Raw genomic sequence first — 18,968 nt, forward strand, 5'->3', positions numbered from 1 at the left:
GCTCAGAATAAAGTATTGAATTTGGTAACGATATGCGCCTTCGCTTCATTCTGAAATTGTTCCGGTGACAAACCTGTATGTTGTTTAAAAAAGCGGCTGAAATAAGGTCGGTCCGTAAAACCCAGATCATAAGAAATTTCTTTAATTGTATTTTCGCTATGGATAATCTGGCGTTTTGCTTCTAAAATAATTCTGTCGTGAATTAACTGCATGCCCGTTTTATCCAACTTTTCTTTTAAAATCTGATTTAAACGTTTCGAGCTGATCCCCAGTTTCCCTGCATAAAAATCTGTATTTCTTACCTGCTGATAATTCATTTCAAGCAGTACCATAAATTCATAAACCCGTTTTTGGTTAATATCCTGCACGGTAAAATTATGCTCTTTAATACGAACCAGTTGAAGCAAAAATACTTTCAACAATGCTTTAATAATCACAAGGCTATTATTTTCCCGCTGATATTCTTCTTCCAGTAGTTGATACACTTTTCCCAATTGCTCAGCCGTTTCATCACTGATCTGCAGACAGGAAAACTCTCCCTGAATGTTGAAAATCTTGAAAACATCCAGCAAAAATTCTTTTACATCGTCATCCAGAATATCTCTTTTGAAGGATAACAAAATACCCTTTTTGCCTGCTTTGTTAAGCTGATGTACGCGGTAAGGAGGAATCAGATAAATCCAGTCTCCCTTTAATAATTCATCCCCTTTTACTGTGTGAAGGGCGTTTTCATTTTTAAGCCAAACGATCTCAAAGAATTCCTTTCTGCTGGGATCATTGAGATAACTTGGCGGACAATTGTCCAGATTTCTTATATAGATCAGCGTTTTATTTAATTCAACGCTTAGCTTGGTTTCTTCCATTTCTTTCAACTTTACTCGTCTTCGGAATTCTCATCCTTTGATACCATATTCCGAATTAGACACCAAAATTAGCAAATTCTACAATCGATAAATCATTCGTTAGCAAATAGTCCAACATATCGCGCTGATTGTATAACGTCTTCGCAACTTATCGCAGGTACTTTTGTGACCTTGATTTACAGGATTTTCTTTAACATAATGAAAGAGGATTTATTACTATCATTTAGTGAAAAGTAAAATTGAACAATGAGTACAGCTATAAATATTGATTTAGCAACTGATATTCGATCGAATCTGACTATGATTCTGGAAGAAAATCAGAAGCTGGCAAATCAGATTGATTTTGGTCAGATCGCCGATATGGTTCCTTTTATTCAAAATGCTGAACGGATTTTTATTGTCGGTGCAGGAAGAACGGGATTAACCTTAAAAGCAGCGGCGATGCGGTTAATGCATTTGGGTTTTACGGTTTTTGTAGTAGGCGAAACGACAACGCCTGCGATCAGAAAAAACGATTTGCTAATCGCTGGATCGGGTTCAGGTACAACCAGCAGTATTGTCAAAGCAGCAGAAAAAGCAGTTTCGGCACATGCGAAAGTCATTACGATTTCAACAACACTGGATTCACAATTGGCCAACTTATCAAGCCATGTGGCTATTCTTCCGGCTGCTCAAAAACAAGATCACGGCGGCAGTATTTCCAAGCAATATGCAGGAAGTTTATTCGAACAATCTGTATTACTTCTCACCGACGCTGTGATCCAGACTTTATGGAAACTGGACGGAACAGCGGCGGAAGAACTTTGGAAACGCCATGCCAATCTGGAATAATATTACATTGAATACCAACAACTTACATTAAATAATCAATACAATCATGGTTAAATTACAAGTCGCAATAGACTTATTAACAACAGAAGACGCAATTGCACTGGCAACAAAGGTTGCTCCTTATATTGATATCATTGAATTGGGTACACCTTTGATCAAAAGTGAAGGTTTGGCCGTGATTACAGCGATGAAAAAAGCATTTCCGGACAAACTGGTTTTCGCTGATTTCAAAACAGCTGACGCAGGTGAACTGGAAGCAGATATGGCTTTTGGCGCAGGGGCAGACTTGATCACAATCCTTGGAGCAACAGGTGACGCAACGATTATCGGCGCGGTAAAATCTGCTAAGAAACATGGGAAAGGCGTTGTAGTAGATACAATCGGCGTTTTGGATCGCGTGAAACGTGCTCAGGAAGTTATCGCTTTGGGCGTTGAATTTGTTGAATTACACGCAGGTTTGGACGAACAAGCGCAGCCAGGATATTCTATCCAGGTTTTGATTGACGAAGCTTCTCGTGCAGGCGTTCCGGTTTCAATCGCTGGTGGCGTTAAGTTGAGCAATATCGCTGCGGTGAAAGCTTCCGGCGTTAAAGTTGCCGTCGCAGGTGCTGCTATTTATGGCGCGGCTGATCCGGCGGCAGCGGCGAAAGAACTTCGTGAAGCACTAGACGCTTAATATTTTAGGTCTTGATAAAAAGCTGTTCCCAATCCGGGAGCAGCTTTTTTGCGTTTTTACGACTTATGATCTTCGTCAGTTTTTGCCTAACAATAAAGCTAAACCCATCAATCTTAGTCCTTTTCTCTACCTTTGCGGCAGATTGAGCAATATTCGAATAGTAAAAAAAAATTCATGGAAGTTAAAGATGGTAATGGAACGCTGCTTACAGAAGGCGATTCTGTAAAACTGATTAAGGATTTAAAAGTAAAGGGTTCGTCGACCACATTGAAAAGAGGAACCGTTGTAAAAAATATTCGTTTGACTGACGACGTAGAAGAAATTGAAGGTAAAGTGGAAAGAACTGTGATGGTTTTGAAAACGATGTTTGTGCAAAAAATGTAAATAGAAAGTTAACTTTTTGGGAATGGATTCCTGAAAAGTTAACTCTTTTTAGGAATCCATTCCCAAAAAGTTGTATATTTAATTTTCATTGGATATATGATCAAGCGGATTCTTGAAGAACAAATTAAAACAAAATTGCACGATGGTAAAGCCATTATACTTCTTGGCGCTCGTCAAGTTGGAAAAACAACTTTGTTAAAAACCTTATTCAAAAACTCAGGTGATACGCTTTGGCTCAACGGAGACGAACCTGATGTACAAGCTCTTTTCGAAAATACAACCTCTTCACGACTGAAAAGTATCATCGGTAATAATCGAAATATTATTATTGATGAAGCACAACGAATTTCCGACATCGGTTTGAAACTAAAATTGATACCTGATAATATCAAAGATATTCAGCTGATTGCAACGGGGAGTTCTGCTTTTGAACTGGCAAATAAGGTCAACGAACCTTTAACCGGTCGCAAATGGGAATATAAAATGTTTCCAATTTCTTTTGGTGAAATGGTCACGCAGCATGGTCTGCTGGAAGAAAAGCGGCTGCTTCCACAGCGACTTATCTATGGATATTACCCGGATATAGTTAATCATCCCGGTACTGAAAAAGAAATCCTCAAACAGCTTACTGATAGTTATTTATATAAGGATATTTTAATGTGGGAAAATATCCAAAAACCAGACAGACTTCTTAAGTTATTACAAGCGCTGGCTTTTCAGGTGGGCTCGCAGGTGTCTTATAATGAATTAGGGCAAATTTGCGGGTTGGACAACAAAACGGTAGAAAAATACATCAATTTATTAGAGCAGGTTTTTGTAATATTTCGTTTAAGTACTTTTAACCGAAACCTCCGTAATGAGCTCAAAAGCAGTCGAAAGATTTACTTCTATGACAATGGAATTCGCAATGCACTCATAGCCAATTTCAGCCAACCTGAACTTAGAACCGATATAGGTGCTCTATGGGAGAATTTTATAATTTCCGAGCGTATTAAATTTATAAATTATAAAGGAATTTGGGCGAATTCTTATTACTGGCGCACAAAGGACCAGGTTGAAATTGATTACATAGAAGATTCTGATGGAAAACTTAAGGCCTACGAATTCAAATGGAACCCAAATGCTAAAACTTCTTTTTCCAAAACCTTTTCAAATGCTTATCCAGGTAGCGAGTTTAAAGTGATTCATAAAGAAAATTTTGAAGAATTCATTTTATGATATTAAAACGAATTCTTCAAAATCAAACTTCTACTTCTTCCCCAAAGAAAAATTCATAGTCGTTCCAATCCGGAAAACGGTGTGTTTGTATTTAAAACCTTCAAAACTGTTGGCTACTTCAACACGGAACGGGAAGCGGATACCGACATCCAGGGCATAACCCAATTCTCCATAATTGTTTGAATCAGGCGTTGCGAGATAATGTGCGAAGAAATTTTCTTTAATTCCCAACACCCTGAACCAGGTAATTTGCGTTAGTAAAAACTTGCGTAATTCAGCCAATGCGTGCGCTTCCACAAAACGTTTGGAAGTACTGTACCGGTAATAATCAAGCATCCTGAAAGTCCCGACCGGATCACCATATTGGAAGAAAAACTGATTCCCCGCAAAATGTTGAAAATCTGGAAACTGAACTGCATTATCATTCAAAAATGCTCCTGCAGCCACTTTATAACTTAGCTTGCTGCGAATACCAATATCAAATCCGTGAGAAATTCCGACCTGTACAAAATCAAAATCGACGTCGCTGCCAAAAGCATTTTTTATTCCTTTCCGGTAAGTAGCAGAAAGTTTAGGTGAGTCATCGTCATAAAAAGTAGTTTTTCCTTTTCTGATTTTATATTTCTGCCATGGTTTGTAATACGCAGATAAACCAACAGTCAAAGCCTGATGTGGCTGCATATTAACAGTAGCCGTTTCAGAATCATTTGTCAATTCCGAATTAAAGGGATCATTTGACGTAAAAGAACGTTTATTCCAGTCAATCCAGCGATATGGATTTGTTTTTCCCAGGTTCGAAAGTGGTTGGCGATCCGCATATTCAACATTCGCTTTTAACTCGAAATGTTCATTTTTTTGGTTTGTTTTAAAATCAAGACGAACGAAATTCTTTTCATAGATTTTGATAAAATTCCTTTCCAGAAATAGAGTTGTCAAACTGTTCAAAATCGGATGCATCGGATTTTCCGGATTGAATTGCGATACCGTTTTTCCTCCCGAAAAATTAAGCAGATTCCTTTTCCAGGCATAATCCACACCTCCCGTTGCAAATAATTTTTCCCGTGCAAAGGAATAACGCGTCAGTCCGCTAAACGTCCATGTTCCTTGATCCAGTACCGTAATTCTTTTAACCCCATTGTTGGATATATGAATTTCATCCGAATTCTTTTTGGGTTGAGCACCTTTCCTATACCTCAATTTCAATCCTCCACCGTTCAAAACCCAACCTTCAACTGTATTAACCTGCAAGCCGTAAAGTGGACTCACGTATTCCAGCTGCCACGGACTTTTCTTGCCCAAACGGAATGTATGACCGGTAAAAATATCACCAATTGAATTTCCAAAACCTCCCCCACTTTTCTTTTTTGTCGTATCTGCTTTGGAAACTTTAAGGCTATCGCGTTGCTCCTGAGTTCCTTCTTTAATAATGACCAGACTGTCCAAACGAGTATAACTTTTCACCTCCGCAATAGTCAGCGGCACGGAGCGGATTGAATCCCAGAAAGCCATACTTCTTCTGTTTGCCATAGAATCAACAGAAGTTGAATCGTTTCTGGTAAAATTCAGATCAATATCTTCGCCCTTTTCTTCCTTCTTTTTTAGATCCTGTTTTTCATATTCCTTCATAAGCTTTTTCAGATTCTTCGCTGAAAATTCTTTCTGTTTACTAACTACTTCTTCCAGTTTTTGGGTTTTAATTTCACGGTTGGACAGCCCGACTTTCTTAGCTTCTTCCTTTTCTTTTTTCCCGTCAACCACAACAATATCAGCCTGAAAAGCAGGATTAACTTTCAACTTTGAAAAAGTCTGAGAGATGACCAGATCTCCTTTTCCTTTGATTCCGTAAATCCCGCCATTCACATGAAACTGCTGATTTGTAGGCATCCAAACACCTTGTACAGGACTATAAACCTGTTTGATTTCAATATTAAAACCCGTATTAACCGTTTGCAGATTCAGGCTATAAATACTCCAAAGATTTTCCGTGATATAAATTGTTCCCTTGTAAACGCCTTCGCCATAGGAACGCGGCGTGACTTTTATTTTGTTAATCTCAACACCATTTTCCCGGAAACTTCCTTCATATTCAAACTTATAATAAGCAAAAGCGCGCGGCGATAATGGCGAAACTGCTTTCACAACTTCGGGCTGATAAAAACTCGTCAGGAAATATTGATTAGCATTTGCGAAATTATTATCCTGGCTGTTTCGGGCTGCAATAACACGCTGTTTGTAGGAATTTGGCTGACGAAAAGTTACTTCCGAAACGCTTTCATTTAATATCGGAACGCCTTTTTTGAAGTTTGATTCTTTTTCAATTTCCTTCAATTCTTTTTTGTAAAGAAATTCAAGCGGTAAGTCTGTGATGACGAAAGACGATTTTGAATACGCTTTGGCCGTGTAACTTTCGACCTGTAAAAAATGATAACGACTTTTCGCGATGGCCCGCCTCATGATCGTATATGCGGGATCTTCACCCTTATTCCCAATCCTGACTTCGCCCAGATTATAAGCCTGTTCTTCCATCGTCAGGTCAAATGTTTCCATTTTATTTTCAATGGTTAATGATCTCTGACCAGTTTTAAAACCTAAGTATTGGAAAATAACTTCGTAATAACCTGGCTTCAGATCGAGCTGATATTTCCCCTCTTCATTCGAAATGGTGCTGATTTCAGTTCCCTTTACGACGATAGCGGCAAATGGCAAAGGTTCTCCTTTCTGGGTTTTGATAATTCCTTTTACACCTGTTCCGGTTTGGGCACCGACCTGATGAAGTATTGAAAAAAATAGAAAAATGATCAGAATAGAGCGATTGCGCATAGAAGTAATTTTAATTATATTTTCACGGCTTTTGAGAAGATGTTCCACTGAGAGAACAAGTTGCGTGAATATAAAAATAATTATGAAATTACTTTCTCAAGAACTTCAACAAGATCACTTTCCGTAAACGGTTTCCCCAACAGATCATTCATCCCCATACGCAGGTAATGCGAGCGGTCATCGTCGGCGACGTTTCCGGTATAGCCGATAATCGGGATTCCGGATTTCAAAAGATTACTATCATTTCTAACCAGTTTTGTTAGTTGCAGGCCATCCATTTTAGGCATTTGAACATCCGTGATGATCAAGTCGTAATCCGTTGTGTTGAATAAATGATACGCTTCTTCTCCATCCGATGCCAGATCATAACGAATTGCATTTTTATCCATAATTCTACCCAGCAGCAATAGATTTATTTTGATATCATCAACCATCAATACCTTCTTATCTCTCAAAAGTTTGCCGATACCGGTCAGGCCACTGTCTTCCTCAGCCTTTATTTTTTCAACTGCCATAGCTAGTGGAATTTCAATTTTAAAAACAGAGCCTTTCCCAAGTTCACTTTGTACGCCGATAGTTCCTTGAAACAAATCGACAATTCTCTTACAAATTGGTAATCCAAGACCCGTTCCCTGCTGTCTGTTCCGTTCGTCTGCGGATTCAATTTGGGTAAAATCTTCAAAAATTAATTTCAAATTTTTATCCTCAATTCCCACGCCAGAATCGGTTACAGAAATTTTCAAAGTTCCCTGATGATCATTAACCTTATCAAAGCTGGCCCAAATATGAACTTCGCCTTTCTGCGGGGTAAATTTTATTGCATTGGTAATAAGATTGATAACCACCTGTTTCAGGCGAAAATCATCGCCGCTAAGCATTAAACTTTGGTCGATTTCAAATTGCTTATGCAACAGAATTTCCTTGTTTACAGCCAGCACGGACAACATACCGGTTATATTTTCAAGCATTTCAAGCGGGTAAAACTTATGATCAACAAGCTTTATTTTACCACTTTCAAATTTTGAGAAATCCAGGATCTCGTTCACCAGCATAAGCAGTACGTCTGAGGAATTTTTAATCGCATTGATTTTCATTTGCAAATCTTCTTTTGGTTTTTCAAAATCGATCTGGCGTGAAAATCCAATAATTGAGTTTAAAGGAGTACGAATTTCATGCGACACATGTGACAAAAATTCTCCTTTTTTCCTGGCCGATTCAACGGTCAAAATACTGTATTCAAGAATCTTCTTTTCGCTTTTATATAGTCTCAAAATGTTCCACAGAATCATAAGCGTCAGGATCAGCACAATCGCGACATTTCCCCACCACAACTGATCGAGCTCCGTCATGTTGTCGGATGTCTGGACCAATATCGAATTTCTCAACGTTTCAACATCTTTAATTTCTTCCGTTTTCAACGCTTTTAAAGCCGATTGAAGATTAGAAAAAATTCGATTGTTGATCACCAGCAATTCGAGTTCTGCCTGGTTAAGTTCGTGTCTCGCCTTTGCAAGAGAATTGTCATGCACCGAGACACTTATCACTTCCCGTTTTTTTGAATTTAATGCAAGAGAATCCGCAAAAGTCGTAGTGGTGTGCAAAGCTGCAATTTTGACCTCGCTGCTGTCCGCAGTTTTATTGGAAACAGCCTCTACCAGTCTTCTCCATAATTTCTTATTTTTCTTCCTTGGAACAATTGTGACGGAATCTGATTTGGCAACCTTTGTCGTTGTTTTGACGATATAAGGTTTGGCGACCGGAATTGTGACCTTTACTTCCGGTTGTTCCTGTTCCGGACGAAACAGCATAAGATCATCAACCATTTTCCTTAAATAGATAAATTCCTCATTTTTTATCTGTTTATTTTCAAGAAGTTGCGGGAGATATAAATTATTAAAAAAAGATTGCTTTTTCTTCTCTTCCTGAAAATCATCCAGAATTGAGGAAACCGTTTTCATTTGCTGTGTGTAACGATCCAGAAATCTTTCATCCGAAGTGACAGCATAAAGCCGGCTGTTATTTTCGGCAACATATAAAACGGAAATGCAGGTATCGATTCTACGGTAATTGTCATTCCCATTTCTGAGTACACGAATATTATTTTGAACAATACCGGATTTTGAATTGGTAATCAGCGTTATAAATACAAAAGAGGCTAAAATTAATATCAGGGTTATTGTCCAGGCAAAGGATTTTAGGGAAACTGTTCTTATGTCACTTTTCATCTTTAAGCATGATCATTTATTAGAGTAAAGTTAAGGGTTAGTTTTACTTCTACAAGAAAAATCGATTTAGCGTACTTTTACAAAAATTATTCTACAAGCCTGAAAAACAAGGCTTCTACCCGTAATTTAGTATTCCACGAACCGACTTTGTACTATCACTGTTATCAAAACCAGTCCAGTATCCAATTTGTCCAACAAATGAATAATAGAACTTACTTTTACCTCATACTTATTTTAGGCAGTTTAACCGCACTAGGTCCATTTTCAATTGACATGTATCTTCCCGGCTTTCCTGCGATTGCAAAGGATTTACATACAACAGCTTCAAAAGTTTCCCTTTCGCTATCCGGATTTTTCATTGGAATTTCTGCGGGACAGTTACTTTACGGTCCACTGCTGGATCGTTTTGGAAGAAAAAAACCTTTGTTTATCGGACTCACCGTTTACATTCTGGCCTCTGTCGGCTGTGCAATGTCTACTACAATTGATATGCTCATTTTGTCGCGTTTTGTACAGGCAATCGGCAGTTGCGCCGCCGCAGTTGCTTCTGTCGCGATGGTTCGAGACCTTTTTCCTGTAAAAGACAGCGCGAAAGTTTTTTCATTGCTCCTTTTGGTTGTTGGTGCATCGCCCATGATCGCACCGACGGTCGGCGGATATGTAACAGCCGCTTTTGGCTGGCAGGCAGTGTTTTTAATTTTAACCGGAATGGGTCTGGCAATTCTTGCAGCTTCGGTTTTATGGCTGCCTGATAGTTTTAAACCTGACACCACGTTATCGCTAAAACCAAAACCCATCATTTTAAATTTTATTTCCGTAATCCGTGAGCCGCAGTTTTATACATATTCGTTTACCGGCGCCATTGCTTTTGCCGGTTTGTTCGCTTATGTATCAGGCTCTCCGTTGGTTTTCATGGAAGTATTCCACACGAATGAAAAAGTTTATGGCTGGATCTTCGCATTTTTGTCGATTGGTTTTATCGGATCCAGTCAGATAAATACCTTGTTATTAAGAAAGTACAAAAGCGAGCAGGTTATCAACATCGCTTTGGTTTGCATGGTATTTATAAGTCTGGCAATGCTGTTTGCTTCGTACAACGGATTGCTGACCTTAACGCTTATTATTATACTTTTGTTTCTTTTCCTGTGCTGCATCGGACTTACTTATCCCAACGCCGCGGCACTTTCATTGGCTCCATTTTCCCAAAATGCCGGAAGCGCATCTGCGCTAATGGGTGCGATCCAGATGGGAATGGGTGCTGCTATTTCTGTTGTCGTAAGTTTATTTGAAGAGCCATCAACCTTTCCGATGACATTTGCCATGGCAGGATCCTCGTCGCTTGCACTTTGTGTTTTTCTTGTCGGAAGACAGATGATAACACAACCGGTAGAAGTGGAAGCAGGAGCAGATAGTGGATTGATTCATTAAGAATTTATTTTGAAAATCAGAAGAAACCTGATCGACGACCTTGCTTAATTTTCCGCACATTTCTCAAAACTTTGGACTAAATTGATATCCAGTTTCGTAAACTGATCCGTCACCAGATCAGTTTACGAAACTGTTCAAAATCCTTAATCACTTCAACTACAAAACAATGTTTAAAGTTACCGTTTTATACCCGCACGCTGCCGAAGACGATTTCAATCTGGCTTATTATCTGGACGTTCATACGCCGATGGTCAAAGAATTACTCGGACCATGGGGATTGTTAAAAGTAGATGTTGAAGTAGGAATTTCCGGCGCGGCTCCGGGTTCTGAGCCTGCCTATGCGCTTATTTGCGGTATTCATTTCAGCGATCTTCACTCTTTACAAACAGGACTGGATGCAGAAGGGCCAATCCTTATTGCCGATATTCCAAATTTTACAAGTGTTACACCGATCATGCAATTCAGCAGGGTTGAATAGAATTTATTTACTATATAAAAAGAATAGCCTGATCGCGAAATACGGCCAGGCTATTCTTTTATTTCAAACTGAAAAAATTACACAAGAGAATGTTAGTGCACCGGACAAACGCTGGCCGTCATAACACGTTTGCCAGTTCCGCGGTGGAAAAAATAATCAAGTCTTCCAAGATTAATTCCTGCAAAACCGACCTGATTAATGGTCGTAATTTTACCATCCAGGTTTTTAATATCCTCGGGAGCTTTCATAAAAGTATGGGTATGTCCACCGATCACCAGATCAATATTTCTTGTTGATTGGGCCAAAATTTGATCCGACACTTTTTCTTCCTTGTATTTATATCCTAAATGTGAAAGACAAATAACAAGATCACAATGCAGGTCATTTTTCAATAAACCCGCTGTTGCATTGGCTTTTGCAATCGGATCCTGGTAAATAATATCTCCGTAATTCTTTTTATCAACCAGACCCGCCAGTTCAATTCCCAAACCAAAAACACCGATTTTGATACCCTGTTTTTTGAAGATTTTATATGGCTGAGTTTTGTTTTTTAAAGCTGTATTTTGAAAATCATAATTGCTGACAAGAAACGGAAAATTTGCGTGAGGCAATTGTTTTACAAAACCATCGATACCGTTATCAAAATCATGATTTCCCATCGTTGCCGCATCATAACCCATGTCGCTCATGAGCTTCATTTCCAGTTCTCCACCAAACAAATTGAAATATGGCGTTCCCTGAAAAACATCTCCTGCATCCAGCAAAAGCACATTTTTTTGTTCAGAACGAATTTTATTTATCAAAGCGCCACGTCTTGCCACGCCTCCCATGCCCTGATTCCGCGATCCGTCCATAGGGAACGGTTCAATGCGGCTGTGAACATCGTTGGTATGCAAAATCGTAAGCTGTACCGTCTCATCCTTTGCAAAAGCGGCAAAAGGCGAAGCGCTTAATGCCAGTAAAGCAGCCGCCGCACTACCGCTTTTCAGAAAATCCCGGCGATTAGTTGTTGACAACAATTCTTCCATCTAATTGAGTATTTATGGTTTTTCCTGCACTTGTAAGGCCGTTGATATAGTCGATTAACGCATCTCTGACCTTTTTATCAATACTTTTCCGGCCCGTTGCTTCACTTAAAAATTCAAGCCCTTCGGCTCCGTTTGCCAGATAATCGTAGGTCAATAAATTGTAACTCTGGTTTATATCAAAAGGTTTTCCGGCAATCATCACATCAGCTGCTTTTTTATCCTTAATATTCAACCGGATACCAGCAACGGGCTGCCCATTCGATTTTGCTATAAAATCTATAACCTTTTGAACCGACGTACCTGATAATTTCAACACGACCAGTTCATTTTCAAACGGCATCAATTCAAAAACATTTGAAACCATTATATCACCTTTTGGGAAACTGGTTCTTAATCCTCCTTTTGTTGATAAAGTAAACTGGATTGTTGGATCTTTTTTCAATCCTTCCATCAAAATTGCATCCGAGAAAAAATCGCCTATCAACGTTTCAGGATCGGACGTTTTTGTCAATTCCTGATCCGTGCGACCAATAACGCGGTTCATTTCCGCATCCATCTGTTTTTTGTACGGCAAATAATATTTGACCAATGACGAATCAACACCGGCTGACTGATCAATGGCGTATTCTTTATATTGATTCCCTGAAACTGTAAAATGGCGGTTACACGAAGACAATAACAATGGCCCTAAAACCAAGCTCAGTACAACACACCTGTAATTTTTTGAAGAAAGCATAACGGAAACGATCGGATTGAAGTACAAAAGTAACAGCAATTGTTCAGGTTCTGGTGATGCAAATAAATTTGATGAAAAATTAATATGAAGTTAATCTGGTTTCTAAAACATGTTCCTAACCGCTTGAATCATTGGACCAGTTTGTAGCCTCAAACGAGAAACAAAATGGTATCAGAAATGATTAAGAATGCACGCCTGAGTTCATCAGGAAGAAAATTGCTTACCTCGCAACAAAAAGCTTACTTAGTAGAAGAATGGGAATTATCTGGCTTGTCTTGTCCCGAGTTTTGTCGTCGGCATGGTCTAATATCAAGCCAGTTGTATAAATGGCGTAAGGATGCAAAATCAGGAGCAGTTATGAGTATAAAAAATGATGGTCAGCTGCACTCTAAAACGGAATTAGAAGTCCTGCGACGAGAAAATGATGAACTTAAGAAGGCTTTGGGAGAGGCCACACTTGACATAAAGGTTCTAAAAAAAAAGCTGGAGATGGATCAACAACGAAACCGGCAGTTGAATCGCTATCCAGGGAATTCGGATTAAGTATGAATCGGATTATCAAAATATTGGGAGTTGCCAAATCCAGCATCTATTACCAACCCAAGCCTTACCCTATGAGAAAGAAAATTGTAAAAAAACACCTTTCAGATGCGGTTAAGGCTCATATTCGATCAATATCAAGCATGAAGTCAACCTACGGAACACCTCGTGCGAGCTATTTTACAAAGGGATTATGGTGTTACATTATCCAAATATATGGTTCACCGCTTTATGAAAGAGGAAGGTTTACTATTAAGACGGTTTCGAACCAGAGGAAACAGCAGGGTTCATACTGGAAAAATAGCTGTTGATAAATCCAATACAAGATGGGCTAGCGATATAACGTCCATTAAGTGCTGGAATGGTCAAAAGCTTCGACTGGCCTTTCTGATCGACTGTTGTGACAGATCAATTATTAGCTGGAAAGCAGGCATGCATATTCAAGGATGTGATATCGAATTATTAGTACAGAATGCCTTATTTGAGAGATTTGGTGAAAGTATACCGCCAAAAGGACAGCTTCAATTACTACATGATAATGGACCGGAATATATAGAGAAAAATCTGAGAAAAAGTCTTAAACAATGGAATATTGAAGATTGTAATACACCGACATACTCACCACAATCAAACGGGATGTGTGAAGCACTAAATGGTACTTTTAAAAGAGATTACGTCTTTGAAAATTGTCTCGATAATCCAACTGTTGTGATGTCACAAATACAAAAATGGGTAGATGAATATAATAATTTTGCTCCCCATTCAGCTTTAAAAATGAAAACACCAAAAGAATATTTTAACTTTCAAATCGCTGCGTAATAAGTCCAGTTTTTAAGCGGAAAGAGCAAACAAAAGAAGTCCTCTTTTAAAAGAAGACTTCTTTTCACTCTATTATAACGCGAGATTATTTTGATTTGCTTTTTATCAATATGTATTCAATTTTATCTTTTTTAGCGAAAGCAGCGATCTGGGTGTATTTTTCATAATTATCCCAACGCTTTACCTCATCGTTTTCAAAACTTGGATCGATGTCTCTTTTCAAATCCAGCAGTCCAAGAACAACGTGATTTTTAAAAGCATACTCCGAAAGATTATTAATTGTGATCCGGTCAGCGATTTCATTGATGTAAATAATTTCTATTTTACCATCCCTGTAAATCACCTTGGGACATTTATCACAGCCTGCATTGGCATCCCGCCAATAACTGTCAAGCTTGCCTTTTCCAAGAACCGCTTCAACTTCCTTTTCACTTTTGAAAGCCACTTTACTGATATCCACTTCTACAATTGGCGCCAGTGTTTCCTCTTCCTCATCCTTCAGAACAAAAAACTTGACGAAGATCGCAAGCGCGATTATAGCCAATCCGATAAATCTCCATTTTGCCCATTGTCTTTTGAAAGGAGTAGTTTCATTTCCCATTTATTCCCGGTTATAGTGATTTGATATTTTAGTAAAGGATATAGCAATATCATGCCACCGACTCAAAGATTTATCTTTCAAACAACGAGATCTCCATAGTACATCTCAACAAGTTCAAGGACATTTTTAACGCCAAGTTTCTCAAAAACGATGGATTTATGAGTTCCAACGGTAGAAATTTTTATATTAAGATGGATTGCAATAGCGGACACAGATTCTCCCTTGATCAGATAATCAACAATTTCTTTTTGTCTTTTTGAAAGCTTGTCATTCAAAGAACTGGGTGTATCCGTTTTATTTTTATGAGGCGAAATTTTTCTCCGGTGCACATTATTCAGAAAAGTCTCCTGAGCCATTGCTTCCAGTAATTCCAGACATAAATACCGTTCATTGCCAAGTACTTTTACAACCGCTTTGGTTATTTCCTCAGCAGACGCATTCTGAGTCAGAAAACCATTTGTCCCTGCTATCAAGTAACTGATTGCATGTGGATAATGGAGATTTTTAGCAAATACTAAAATCCGGACCTTTGTTGACAGTTCCCGAATTTTACCAATAAGCTCATCAAGCTGCCCAAGATTTGTCCCGATTATTATCAGGTCAAGACTGGGATTTGCTCGTATCGCAAGTAATGTTTCATTGGCAGACCTTGCCTCAATGAGTTCTTCACTAACAAAATTTTCACTTACCAACTGTAACAGTCCAATTCTGATAATTGTATGACTGTCTGCAACTAATATCCTCCATTTCTTCATATTCATTTACTGTACGGGCAAAATATCACCGGATACTCTAAAAAATTGATGTAAATAAAATTCCTGTCGTCCAATTGAATGATCAGCAATTGAAATATTTAGTATTTACGTTAAAATTAACTACATAGATTTAGGTACTTGAAGAAATAATGAAATATTGTTGCAAAAAGGGATTATCGATCTTAAAAGGCATTTTTTTACATAAATTTAAATCCTGTTACTTATAATTTTCAAACAAAACTTCACTTTAAATGAAAGGCTTCCAATGATACTTCGGAACCAATTCCGGCAGATGTTATGTTAAATAAACACACACGTTGAAATGTATTTCCTAACCGGAAACAAGCTTTTTCCTTTTACAACGTTTTGTGACATACCGTATTCCCGGTCCTCTTAACTGAATCTTATTTCAAACCATTAAGTATTCAAGATGACAAAAGCACAGGTTGTAGTTTTAGTAATGGTTGTTGCGCTTAGCGTTTCCTTTGGCTTTCAAAAAATTAATCCCCTTTTCGTTTCTTCTTCTTACCAGATTCAAAAAGATACCGTTTCTGTTAATTCTGATTCCGTTGCAAAACCGGAATGGGCAACTTTGTATGATTCTCTTGATCTTAAAAATCAAGGTCTTTCCGAGACTGCATTTTTGTATGCATGGTACGGATTCCATAAAATGAAGCTTGACAAACAGATCATGGCCATTGCCGATTTCAGCCAGTCGTCCTGTAAAAAAAGGCTATATGTTATCGATCTTATCAAGAAAAAACTGATACTGAATACCTTTGTTGCTCATGGCAGAAACTCAGGTCAGGAGTATGCCAAAAACTTTTCGAATGATAATTCTTCCTTTCAATCCAGCCTGGGTTTTTACCGGACATTAGGAACTTATCAGGGCAAACACGGACTTTCCCTGCGTCTGGAAGGTTTGGAAAAAGGTATCAACGACCGCGCCTATGAACGCGCCATCGTAATGCACGGTGCCGATTATGTGAGTGAAGATTTTATCAAAAACACAGGTCGTTTGGGAAGAAGCCAGGGATGCCCCGCCGTTTCTATCGCTGACAGCAAAAAACTGATCCAGCTTTTATACGACGGAGCCGGGCTATTTATTTATTCTCAAAACCCACGTTATTTCAAATCTTCGGCATTATTATCCGGCATCAATCTGATCAAAGAAAAAGGTCAGACTTGGGGAGAATCCCTTTTATACACGTCAGCAAAATAAAGCAGATCCCCTTTTTCGTTACAATCAGCTCCGAGGTATAAAAGGAATACGGGAATTCTTCTTTTTAATTTATGCCATTTTGGAGGAATTGAAATGGTATCCGGTTCCATCAACGAATCATTATCCAGTAATTCCTCGCCTGCCATAAAATTGGCAAGTTCCGTCGGATGCTGTACTCTGACACATCCGTGACTTCTCCATCTTTGGTCTGTATTGAAAAGGTAACGGGCGTTGGTATCGTGCAAATAGATGGCAAGCGGATTTTTAATTTCGACTTTTAATAACCCCAGCGAATTATCTCCTCCGGTTTCCTGACGAAAACGATAAGGAAATTCTTCGGGCGTCATCGACTCCCAATCAACATCCTCTGGGTCAACAACCTCTCCTTTTTTATCAATTACTTCTATTTTATTTCTCGACAGATAATCTTCATCTTTGGCCGCTTTCGGAAAAATTTCTTTTATCGCAATACTTTTCGGAACGTTCCAATATGGGTGCGTCACGATGCTTGTAGCATAGGTATCAATCGTTGGCGTTGGTGTATCCCGTTTTCCTGCAACGGTGCGCATTGTGATCACATCTTTTCCATCCGCATCCATTCCCGTAAGGTATGCACCACGGATATTGACCATAACCAATCGCGGGGCATCCCCAGCCTGTCTGTGTATCCAACGGTAGGCATTGATAGATTCTGCAACCAAGGCGGCGCTATCCTTTTTATTTTCAGTAATTAATCTTGCATAATGGCGTTTCAGATTTTTATAAACCGGATATTCAGGTTCCAGTTTTTCCATTACCTTTTCCAAAGATTCCCCTTTTACCAAAGCAATTGCAGCCTCTTTTAAATCAACCGTATCTGCTTTTACCTTTTTATTGATATACCTCAAAGAAGGCTGATGACCATAACCGGTTTCTTCGAGCAACGCAAATACCGGCGCGTCCGATTCTTTAAAAGCAAATTTCTCCGTTTTGATTCCTGTATTTCCCGCATATTCCAGAAGTTCAGCATATTTTTTTTCTTTGCTTAATTCTTTCACAAGCTCTTGTTTCGTCATTTTTTCAACATCCTTTTTACAAGATTGAAGCATAGCAAAGACAAGCAGAATGGAAATCGAAATGTATTTTGACCGGGCTAAACCAGAAGATAATCGCATAAGTAATAAATAATAGTCCTGCTTAACTTAATAAAATTGTCGTGCTAAGTATCACAAACGAGTGCTTGTATGGATAAAGTACTAAATAATAACCAGTTAAATTACATTGGTTATTTATTCAACTTTATTTCTCCGAAAATATGGGGAAATTAATAAACAAGAATTTATTCGATTCCGGATCGCTTACACGGAACGAAACTTCTTCAAACAGGTTTATCTAGGAACTCGCTCACATCTTTTAATTTTGTGGCTCTCAATGAATCGATTGGAATGAAATCTTCAAAATATTACATCACGGCGCTTTCATCATTTACTATCTGGGGATTTTTCAGTTTTGCGCTTAAAGCTTTACATGACTATGCATCCCTGGATATTTTGTTTTACCGTGTTTTCTTTTGCGCTGTGCTGATGCTGGTTATCAGCCTGGTTTTCAGACAAAAAGTTTTGAGAGAAAATTATGCGTTTTTCAAATCCTTGAATCAGAAAAAGAAAAGAGAAGTTGTCGTTGTAACCTTGCTTGGAGGTTTGCTGCTGACCGGAAACTGGTTCTTTTTTATTTATGCAATCAATCATATCAGCGTAAAAGCCGGATCGCTGGCTTATCTGGTTTGTCCAATCCTGACGACCGTTCTGGCTTATTTTATTTTGCATGAAAAACTGAATCGCTGGCAATGGGCAGCCGTCGCATTAAGTGCTTTCAGCTGCTCGCTCTTATCAATCGGCCACGTAACAGATCTTTTATACAGCCTGATCATCGCGATTTCCTATGCGCTATATTTGGTAAGTCAAAGAAAAAGTACTGGATTTGACAAATTCCTGCTGCTAACTTTTCAAATCCTGTTTTCGTCTCTGCTTCTACTTCCATTTTACCCGACTTATAGTGCGGATATTCCCAGTGAAACTTCGTTTTATTTAATGATTGCAGTCATCGCGATTGTATTTACAATTGTTCCACTCTTCATGAATTTATATGCTTTGCAAGGTGTCAATTCTTCAACGATGGGGATTCTGCTTTATATCAATCCACTGATCGGTTTCTTTATCGCAGTATTTTATTTCAAAGAAGAAATTACGGGATTACAGTTAGCTGCTTATGGATTAATTCTGGTTGCAATTGTTATGTTTAATAAGAATCATATTTTTAAAAGTAAGAAGGAGTTTGCGGCTCTTTGAAATTTAGAAATTCCCAT

Annotated in this window: 18 protein-coding genes; 10 read left to right on the top strand and 8 right to left on the bottom strand. The window is 38.6% G+C overall.

Annotated elements, in window-relative coordinates:
• Positions 1 to 2: 2 nt before the first annotated feature.
• A complete protein-coding gene (locus FDK13_RS06785; RefSeq protein WP_137339213.1) occupies positions 3 to 863 on the bottom strand; it encodes a helix-turn-helix domain-containing protein in 861 nt (286 codons plus the stop codon).
• Positions 864 to 1,109: 246 nt separating this feature from the next.
• Here FDK13_RS06785 and hxlB point away from each other — a divergent pair, with 246 nt between their 5' ends.
• The 4 genes from hxlB to FDK13_RS06805 all read left to right on the top strand — a co-directional run bounded on the left by hxlB (position 1,110) and on the right by FDK13_RS06805 (position 3,972).
• Positions 1,110 to 1,694 carry a 6-phospho-3-hexuloisomerase gene (gene hxlB / locus FDK13_RS06790; RefSeq protein ID WP_137339214.1) on the top strand — a complete coding sequence of 195 codons (585 nt, stop codon included), beginning with the start codon at positions 1,110 to 1,112 and terminating at the stop codon, positions 1,692 to 1,694.
• A 46-nt stretch (positions 1,695 to 1,740) separates the two neighbouring features.
• Positions 1,741 to 2,370 (top strand): 3-hexulose-6-phosphate synthase, encoded by a 630-nt coding sequence (gene hxlA, locus FDK13_RS06795; RefSeq protein WP_137339215.1) that lies wholly within the window; start codon positions 1,741 to 1,743, stop codon positions 2,368 to 2,370.
• A 174-nt stretch (positions 2,371 to 2,544) separates the two neighbouring features.
• The gene (locus FDK13_RS06800; RefSeq protein ID WP_137339216.1) at positions 2,545 to 2,754 is read left to right on the top strand and encodes an alkylphosphonate utilization protein; all 210 of its coding nucleotides are present in this window, start codon (positions 2,545 to 2,547) and stop codon (positions 2,752 to 2,754) included.
• Positions 2,755 to 2,850: 96 nt separating this feature from the next.
• A complete protein-coding gene (locus FDK13_RS06805; protein WP_137339217.1) occupies positions 2,851 to 3,972 on the top strand; it encodes an ATP-binding protein in 1,122 nt (373 codons plus the stop codon).
• A gap of 30 nt (positions 3,973 to 4,002) precedes the next feature.
• Here FDK13_RS06805 and FDK13_RS06810 read toward each other — a convergent pair whose 3' ends face one another.
• Together FDK13_RS06810 and FDK13_RS06815 are read right to left on the bottom strand one after the other, a co-directional pair.
• Complete coding sequence (locus FDK13_RS06810) at positions 4,003 to 6,792, bottom strand: DUF5686 and carboxypeptidase regulatory-like domain-containing protein (protein WP_137339218.1); 2,790 nt, start codon at positions 6,790 to 6,792, stop codon at positions 4,003 to 4,005.
• 80 nt (positions 6,793 to 6,872) lie between these two features.
• Positions 6,873 to 9,017: an ATP-binding response regulator gene (locus FDK13_RS06815; protein WP_137339219.1), complete on the bottom strand. Its 2,145-nt coding sequence runs from the start codon at positions 9,015 to 9,017 to the stop codon at positions 6,873 to 6,875.
• Between the two features lie 198 nt (positions 9,018 to 9,215).
• On the opposite strand from FDK13_RS06815, the gene FDK13_RS06820 reads away from it, so the two are divergent.
• Positions 9,216 to 10,445: a multidrug effflux MFS transporter gene (locus FDK13_RS06820; RefSeq protein ID WP_137339220.1), complete on the top strand. Its 1,230-nt coding sequence runs from the start codon at positions 9,216 to 9,218 to the stop codon at positions 10,443 to 10,445.
• A 166-nt stretch (positions 10,446 to 10,611) separates the two neighbouring features.
• Complete coding sequence (locus tag FDK13_RS06825; protein WP_137339221.1) at positions 10,612 to 10,923, top strand: EthD family reductase; 312 nt, start codon at positions 10,612 to 10,614, stop codon at positions 10,921 to 10,923.
• A gap of 92 nt (positions 10,924 to 11,015) precedes the next feature.
• Here FDK13_RS06825 and FDK13_RS06830 read toward each other — a convergent pair whose 3' ends face one another.
• Both FDK13_RS06830 and FDK13_RS06835 read right to left on the bottom strand, forming a co-directional pair.
• On the bottom strand, positions 11,016 to 11,951 hold the full coding sequence (locus FDK13_RS06830) for a bifunctional metallophosphatase/5'-nucleotidase (RefSeq protein WP_137339222.1): 936 nt from the start codon (positions 11,949 to 11,951) through the stop codon (positions 11,016 to 11,018).
• On the bottom strand, positions 11,926 to 12,687 hold the full coding sequence (locus FDK13_RS06835) for a 5'-nucleotidase C-terminal domain-containing protein (protein WP_137339223.1): 762 nt from the start codon (positions 12,685 to 12,687) through the stop codon (positions 11,926 to 11,928). The genes FDK13_RS06830 and FDK13_RS06835 overlap by 26 nt, the downstream gene beginning before the upstream one ends.
• 165 nt (positions 12,688 to 12,852) lie before the next feature.
• Here FDK13_RS06835 and tnpA point away from each other — a divergent pair, with 165 nt between their 5' ends.
• Together tnpA and FDK13_RS06845 are read left to right on the top strand one after the other, a co-directional pair.
• Positions 12,853 to 13,230 carry an IS66 family insertion sequence element accessory protein TnpA gene (gene tnpA / locus FDK13_RS06840; protein WP_137339224.1) on the top strand — a complete coding sequence of 126 codons (378 nt, stop codon included), beginning with the start codon at positions 12,853 to 12,855 and terminating at the stop codon, positions 13,228 to 13,230.
• Positions 13,231 to 13,395: 165 nt separating this feature from the next.
• Positions 13,396 to 14,046: an IS3 family transposase gene (locus FDK13_RS06845; RefSeq protein ID WP_137339225.1), complete on the top strand. Its 651-nt coding sequence runs from the start codon at positions 13,396 to 13,398 to the stop codon at positions 14,044 to 14,046.
• Positions 14,047 to 14,131: 85 nt separating this feature from the next.
• Here FDK13_RS06845 and FDK13_RS06850 read toward each other — a convergent pair whose 3' ends face one another.
• Together FDK13_RS06850 and FDK13_RS06855 are read right to left on the bottom strand one after the other, a co-directional pair.
• Positions 14,132 to 14,647, bottom strand: coding sequence for a hypothetical protein (locus FDK13_RS06850; RefSeq protein ID WP_137339226.1), 516 nt, complete (start codon positions 14,645 to 14,647; stop codon positions 14,132 to 14,134).
• Between the two features lie 77 nt (positions 14,648 to 14,724).
• Positions 14,725 to 15,402 carry a response regulator transcription factor gene (locus FDK13_RS06855; RefSeq protein ID WP_170982732.1) on the bottom strand — a complete coding sequence of 226 codons (678 nt, stop codon included), beginning with the start codon at positions 15,400 to 15,402 and terminating at the stop codon, positions 14,725 to 14,727.
• A 430-nt stretch (positions 15,403 to 15,832) separates the two neighbouring features.
• On the opposite strand from FDK13_RS06855, the gene FDK13_RS06860 reads away from it, so the two are divergent.
• On the top strand, positions 15,833 to 16,624 hold the full coding sequence (locus tag FDK13_RS06860) for a murein L,D-transpeptidase catalytic domain family protein (protein ID WP_137339228.1): 792 nt from the start codon (positions 15,833 to 15,835) through the stop codon (positions 16,622 to 16,624).
• Here FDK13_RS06860 and FDK13_RS06865 read toward each other — a convergent pair.
• Entirely contained in the window at positions 16,582 to 17,778 is a 1,197-nt protein-coding gene (locus FDK13_RS06865) for a L,D-transpeptidase family protein (protein ID WP_137339229.1), read from the bottom strand. The two genes, FDK13_RS06860 and FDK13_RS06865, sit on opposite strands and share 43 nt — an antisense overlap.
• A 270-nt stretch (positions 17,779 to 18,048) precedes the next feature.
• Here FDK13_RS06865 and FDK13_RS06870 point away from each other — a divergent pair, with 270 nt between their 5' ends.
• On the top strand, positions 18,049 to 18,951 hold the full coding sequence (locus FDK13_RS06870; RefSeq protein WP_137339230.1) for an EamA family transporter: 903 nt from the start codon (positions 18,049 to 18,051) through the stop codon (positions 18,949 to 18,951).
• Positions 18,952 to 18,968: the final 17 nt, after the last annotated feature.

Origin of the sequence: Dyadobacter frigoris (assembly GCF_005280585.1) — a bacterium.
Taxonomy (GTDB): Bacteria; Bacteroidota; Bacteroidia; order Cytophagales; family Spirosomataceae; genus Dyadobacter; species Dyadobacter frigoris.

Bases quoted from the DNA above. Each gene is read 5' to 3' on its own strand.
- FDK13_RS06785 (WP_137339213.1), bottom strand. From the start codon at position 863: ATGGAAGAAACCAAGCTAAGCGTTGAATTAAATAAAACGCTGATCTAT.
- hxlB (WP_137339214.1), top strand. From the start codon at position 1,110: ATGAGTACAGCTATAAATATTGATTTAGCAACTGATATTCGATCGAAT.
- hxlA (WP_137339215.1), top strand. From the start codon at position 1,741: ATGGTTAAATTACAAGTCGCAATAGACTTATTAACAACAGAAGACGCA.
- FDK13_RS06800 (WP_137339216.1), top strand. From the start codon at position 2,545: ATGGAAGTTAAAGATGGTAATGGAACGCTGCTTACAGAAGGCGATTCT.
- FDK13_RS06805 (WP_137339217.1), top strand. From the start codon at position 2,851: ATGATCAAGCGGATTCTTGAAGAACAAATTAAAACAAAATTGCACGAT.
- FDK13_RS06810 (WP_137339218.1), bottom strand. From the start codon at position 6,792: ATGCGCAATCGCTCTATTCTGATCATTTTTCTATTTTTTTCAATACTT.
- FDK13_RS06815 (WP_137339219.1), bottom strand. From the start codon at position 9,017: ATGAAAAGTGACATAAGAACAGTTTCCCTAAAATCCTTTGCCTGGACA.
- FDK13_RS06820 (WP_137339220.1), top strand. From the start codon at position 9,216: ATGAATAATAGAACTTACTTTTACCTCATACTTATTTTAGGCAGTTTA.
- FDK13_RS06825 (WP_137339221.1), top strand. From the start codon at position 10,612: ATGTTTAAAGTTACCGTTTTATACCCGCACGCTGCCGAAGACGATTTC.
- FDK13_RS06830 (WP_137339222.1), bottom strand. From the start codon at position 11,951: ATGGAAGAATTGTTGTCAACAACTAATCGCCGGGATTTTCTGAAAAGC.
- FDK13_RS06835 (WP_137339223.1), bottom strand. From the start codon at position 12,687: ATGCTTTCTTCAAAAAATTACAGGTGTGTTGTACTGAGCTTGGTTTTA.
- tnpA (WP_137339224.1), top strand. From the start codon at position 12,853: ATGGTATCAGAAATGATTAAGAATGCACGCCTGAGTTCATCAGGAAGA.
- FDK13_RS06850 (WP_137339226.1), bottom strand. From the start codon at position 14,647: ATGGGAAATGAAACTACTCCTTTCAAAAGACAATGGGCAAAATGGAGA.
- FDK13_RS06855 (WP_170982732.1), bottom strand. From the start codon at position 15,402: ATGAAGAAATGGAGGATATTAGTTGCAGACAGTCATACAATTATCAGA.
- FDK13_RS06860 (WP_137339228.1), top strand. From the start codon at position 15,833: ATGACAAAAGCACAGGTTGTAGTTTTAGTAATGGTTGTTGCGCTTAGC.
- FDK13_RS06865 (WP_137339229.1), bottom strand. From the start codon at position 17,778: ATGCGATTATCTTCTGGTTTAGCCCGGTCAAAATACATTTCGATTTCC.
- FDK13_RS06870 (WP_137339230.1), top strand. From the start codon at position 18,049: ATGAAATCTTCAAAATATTACATCACGGCGCTTTCATCATTTACTATC.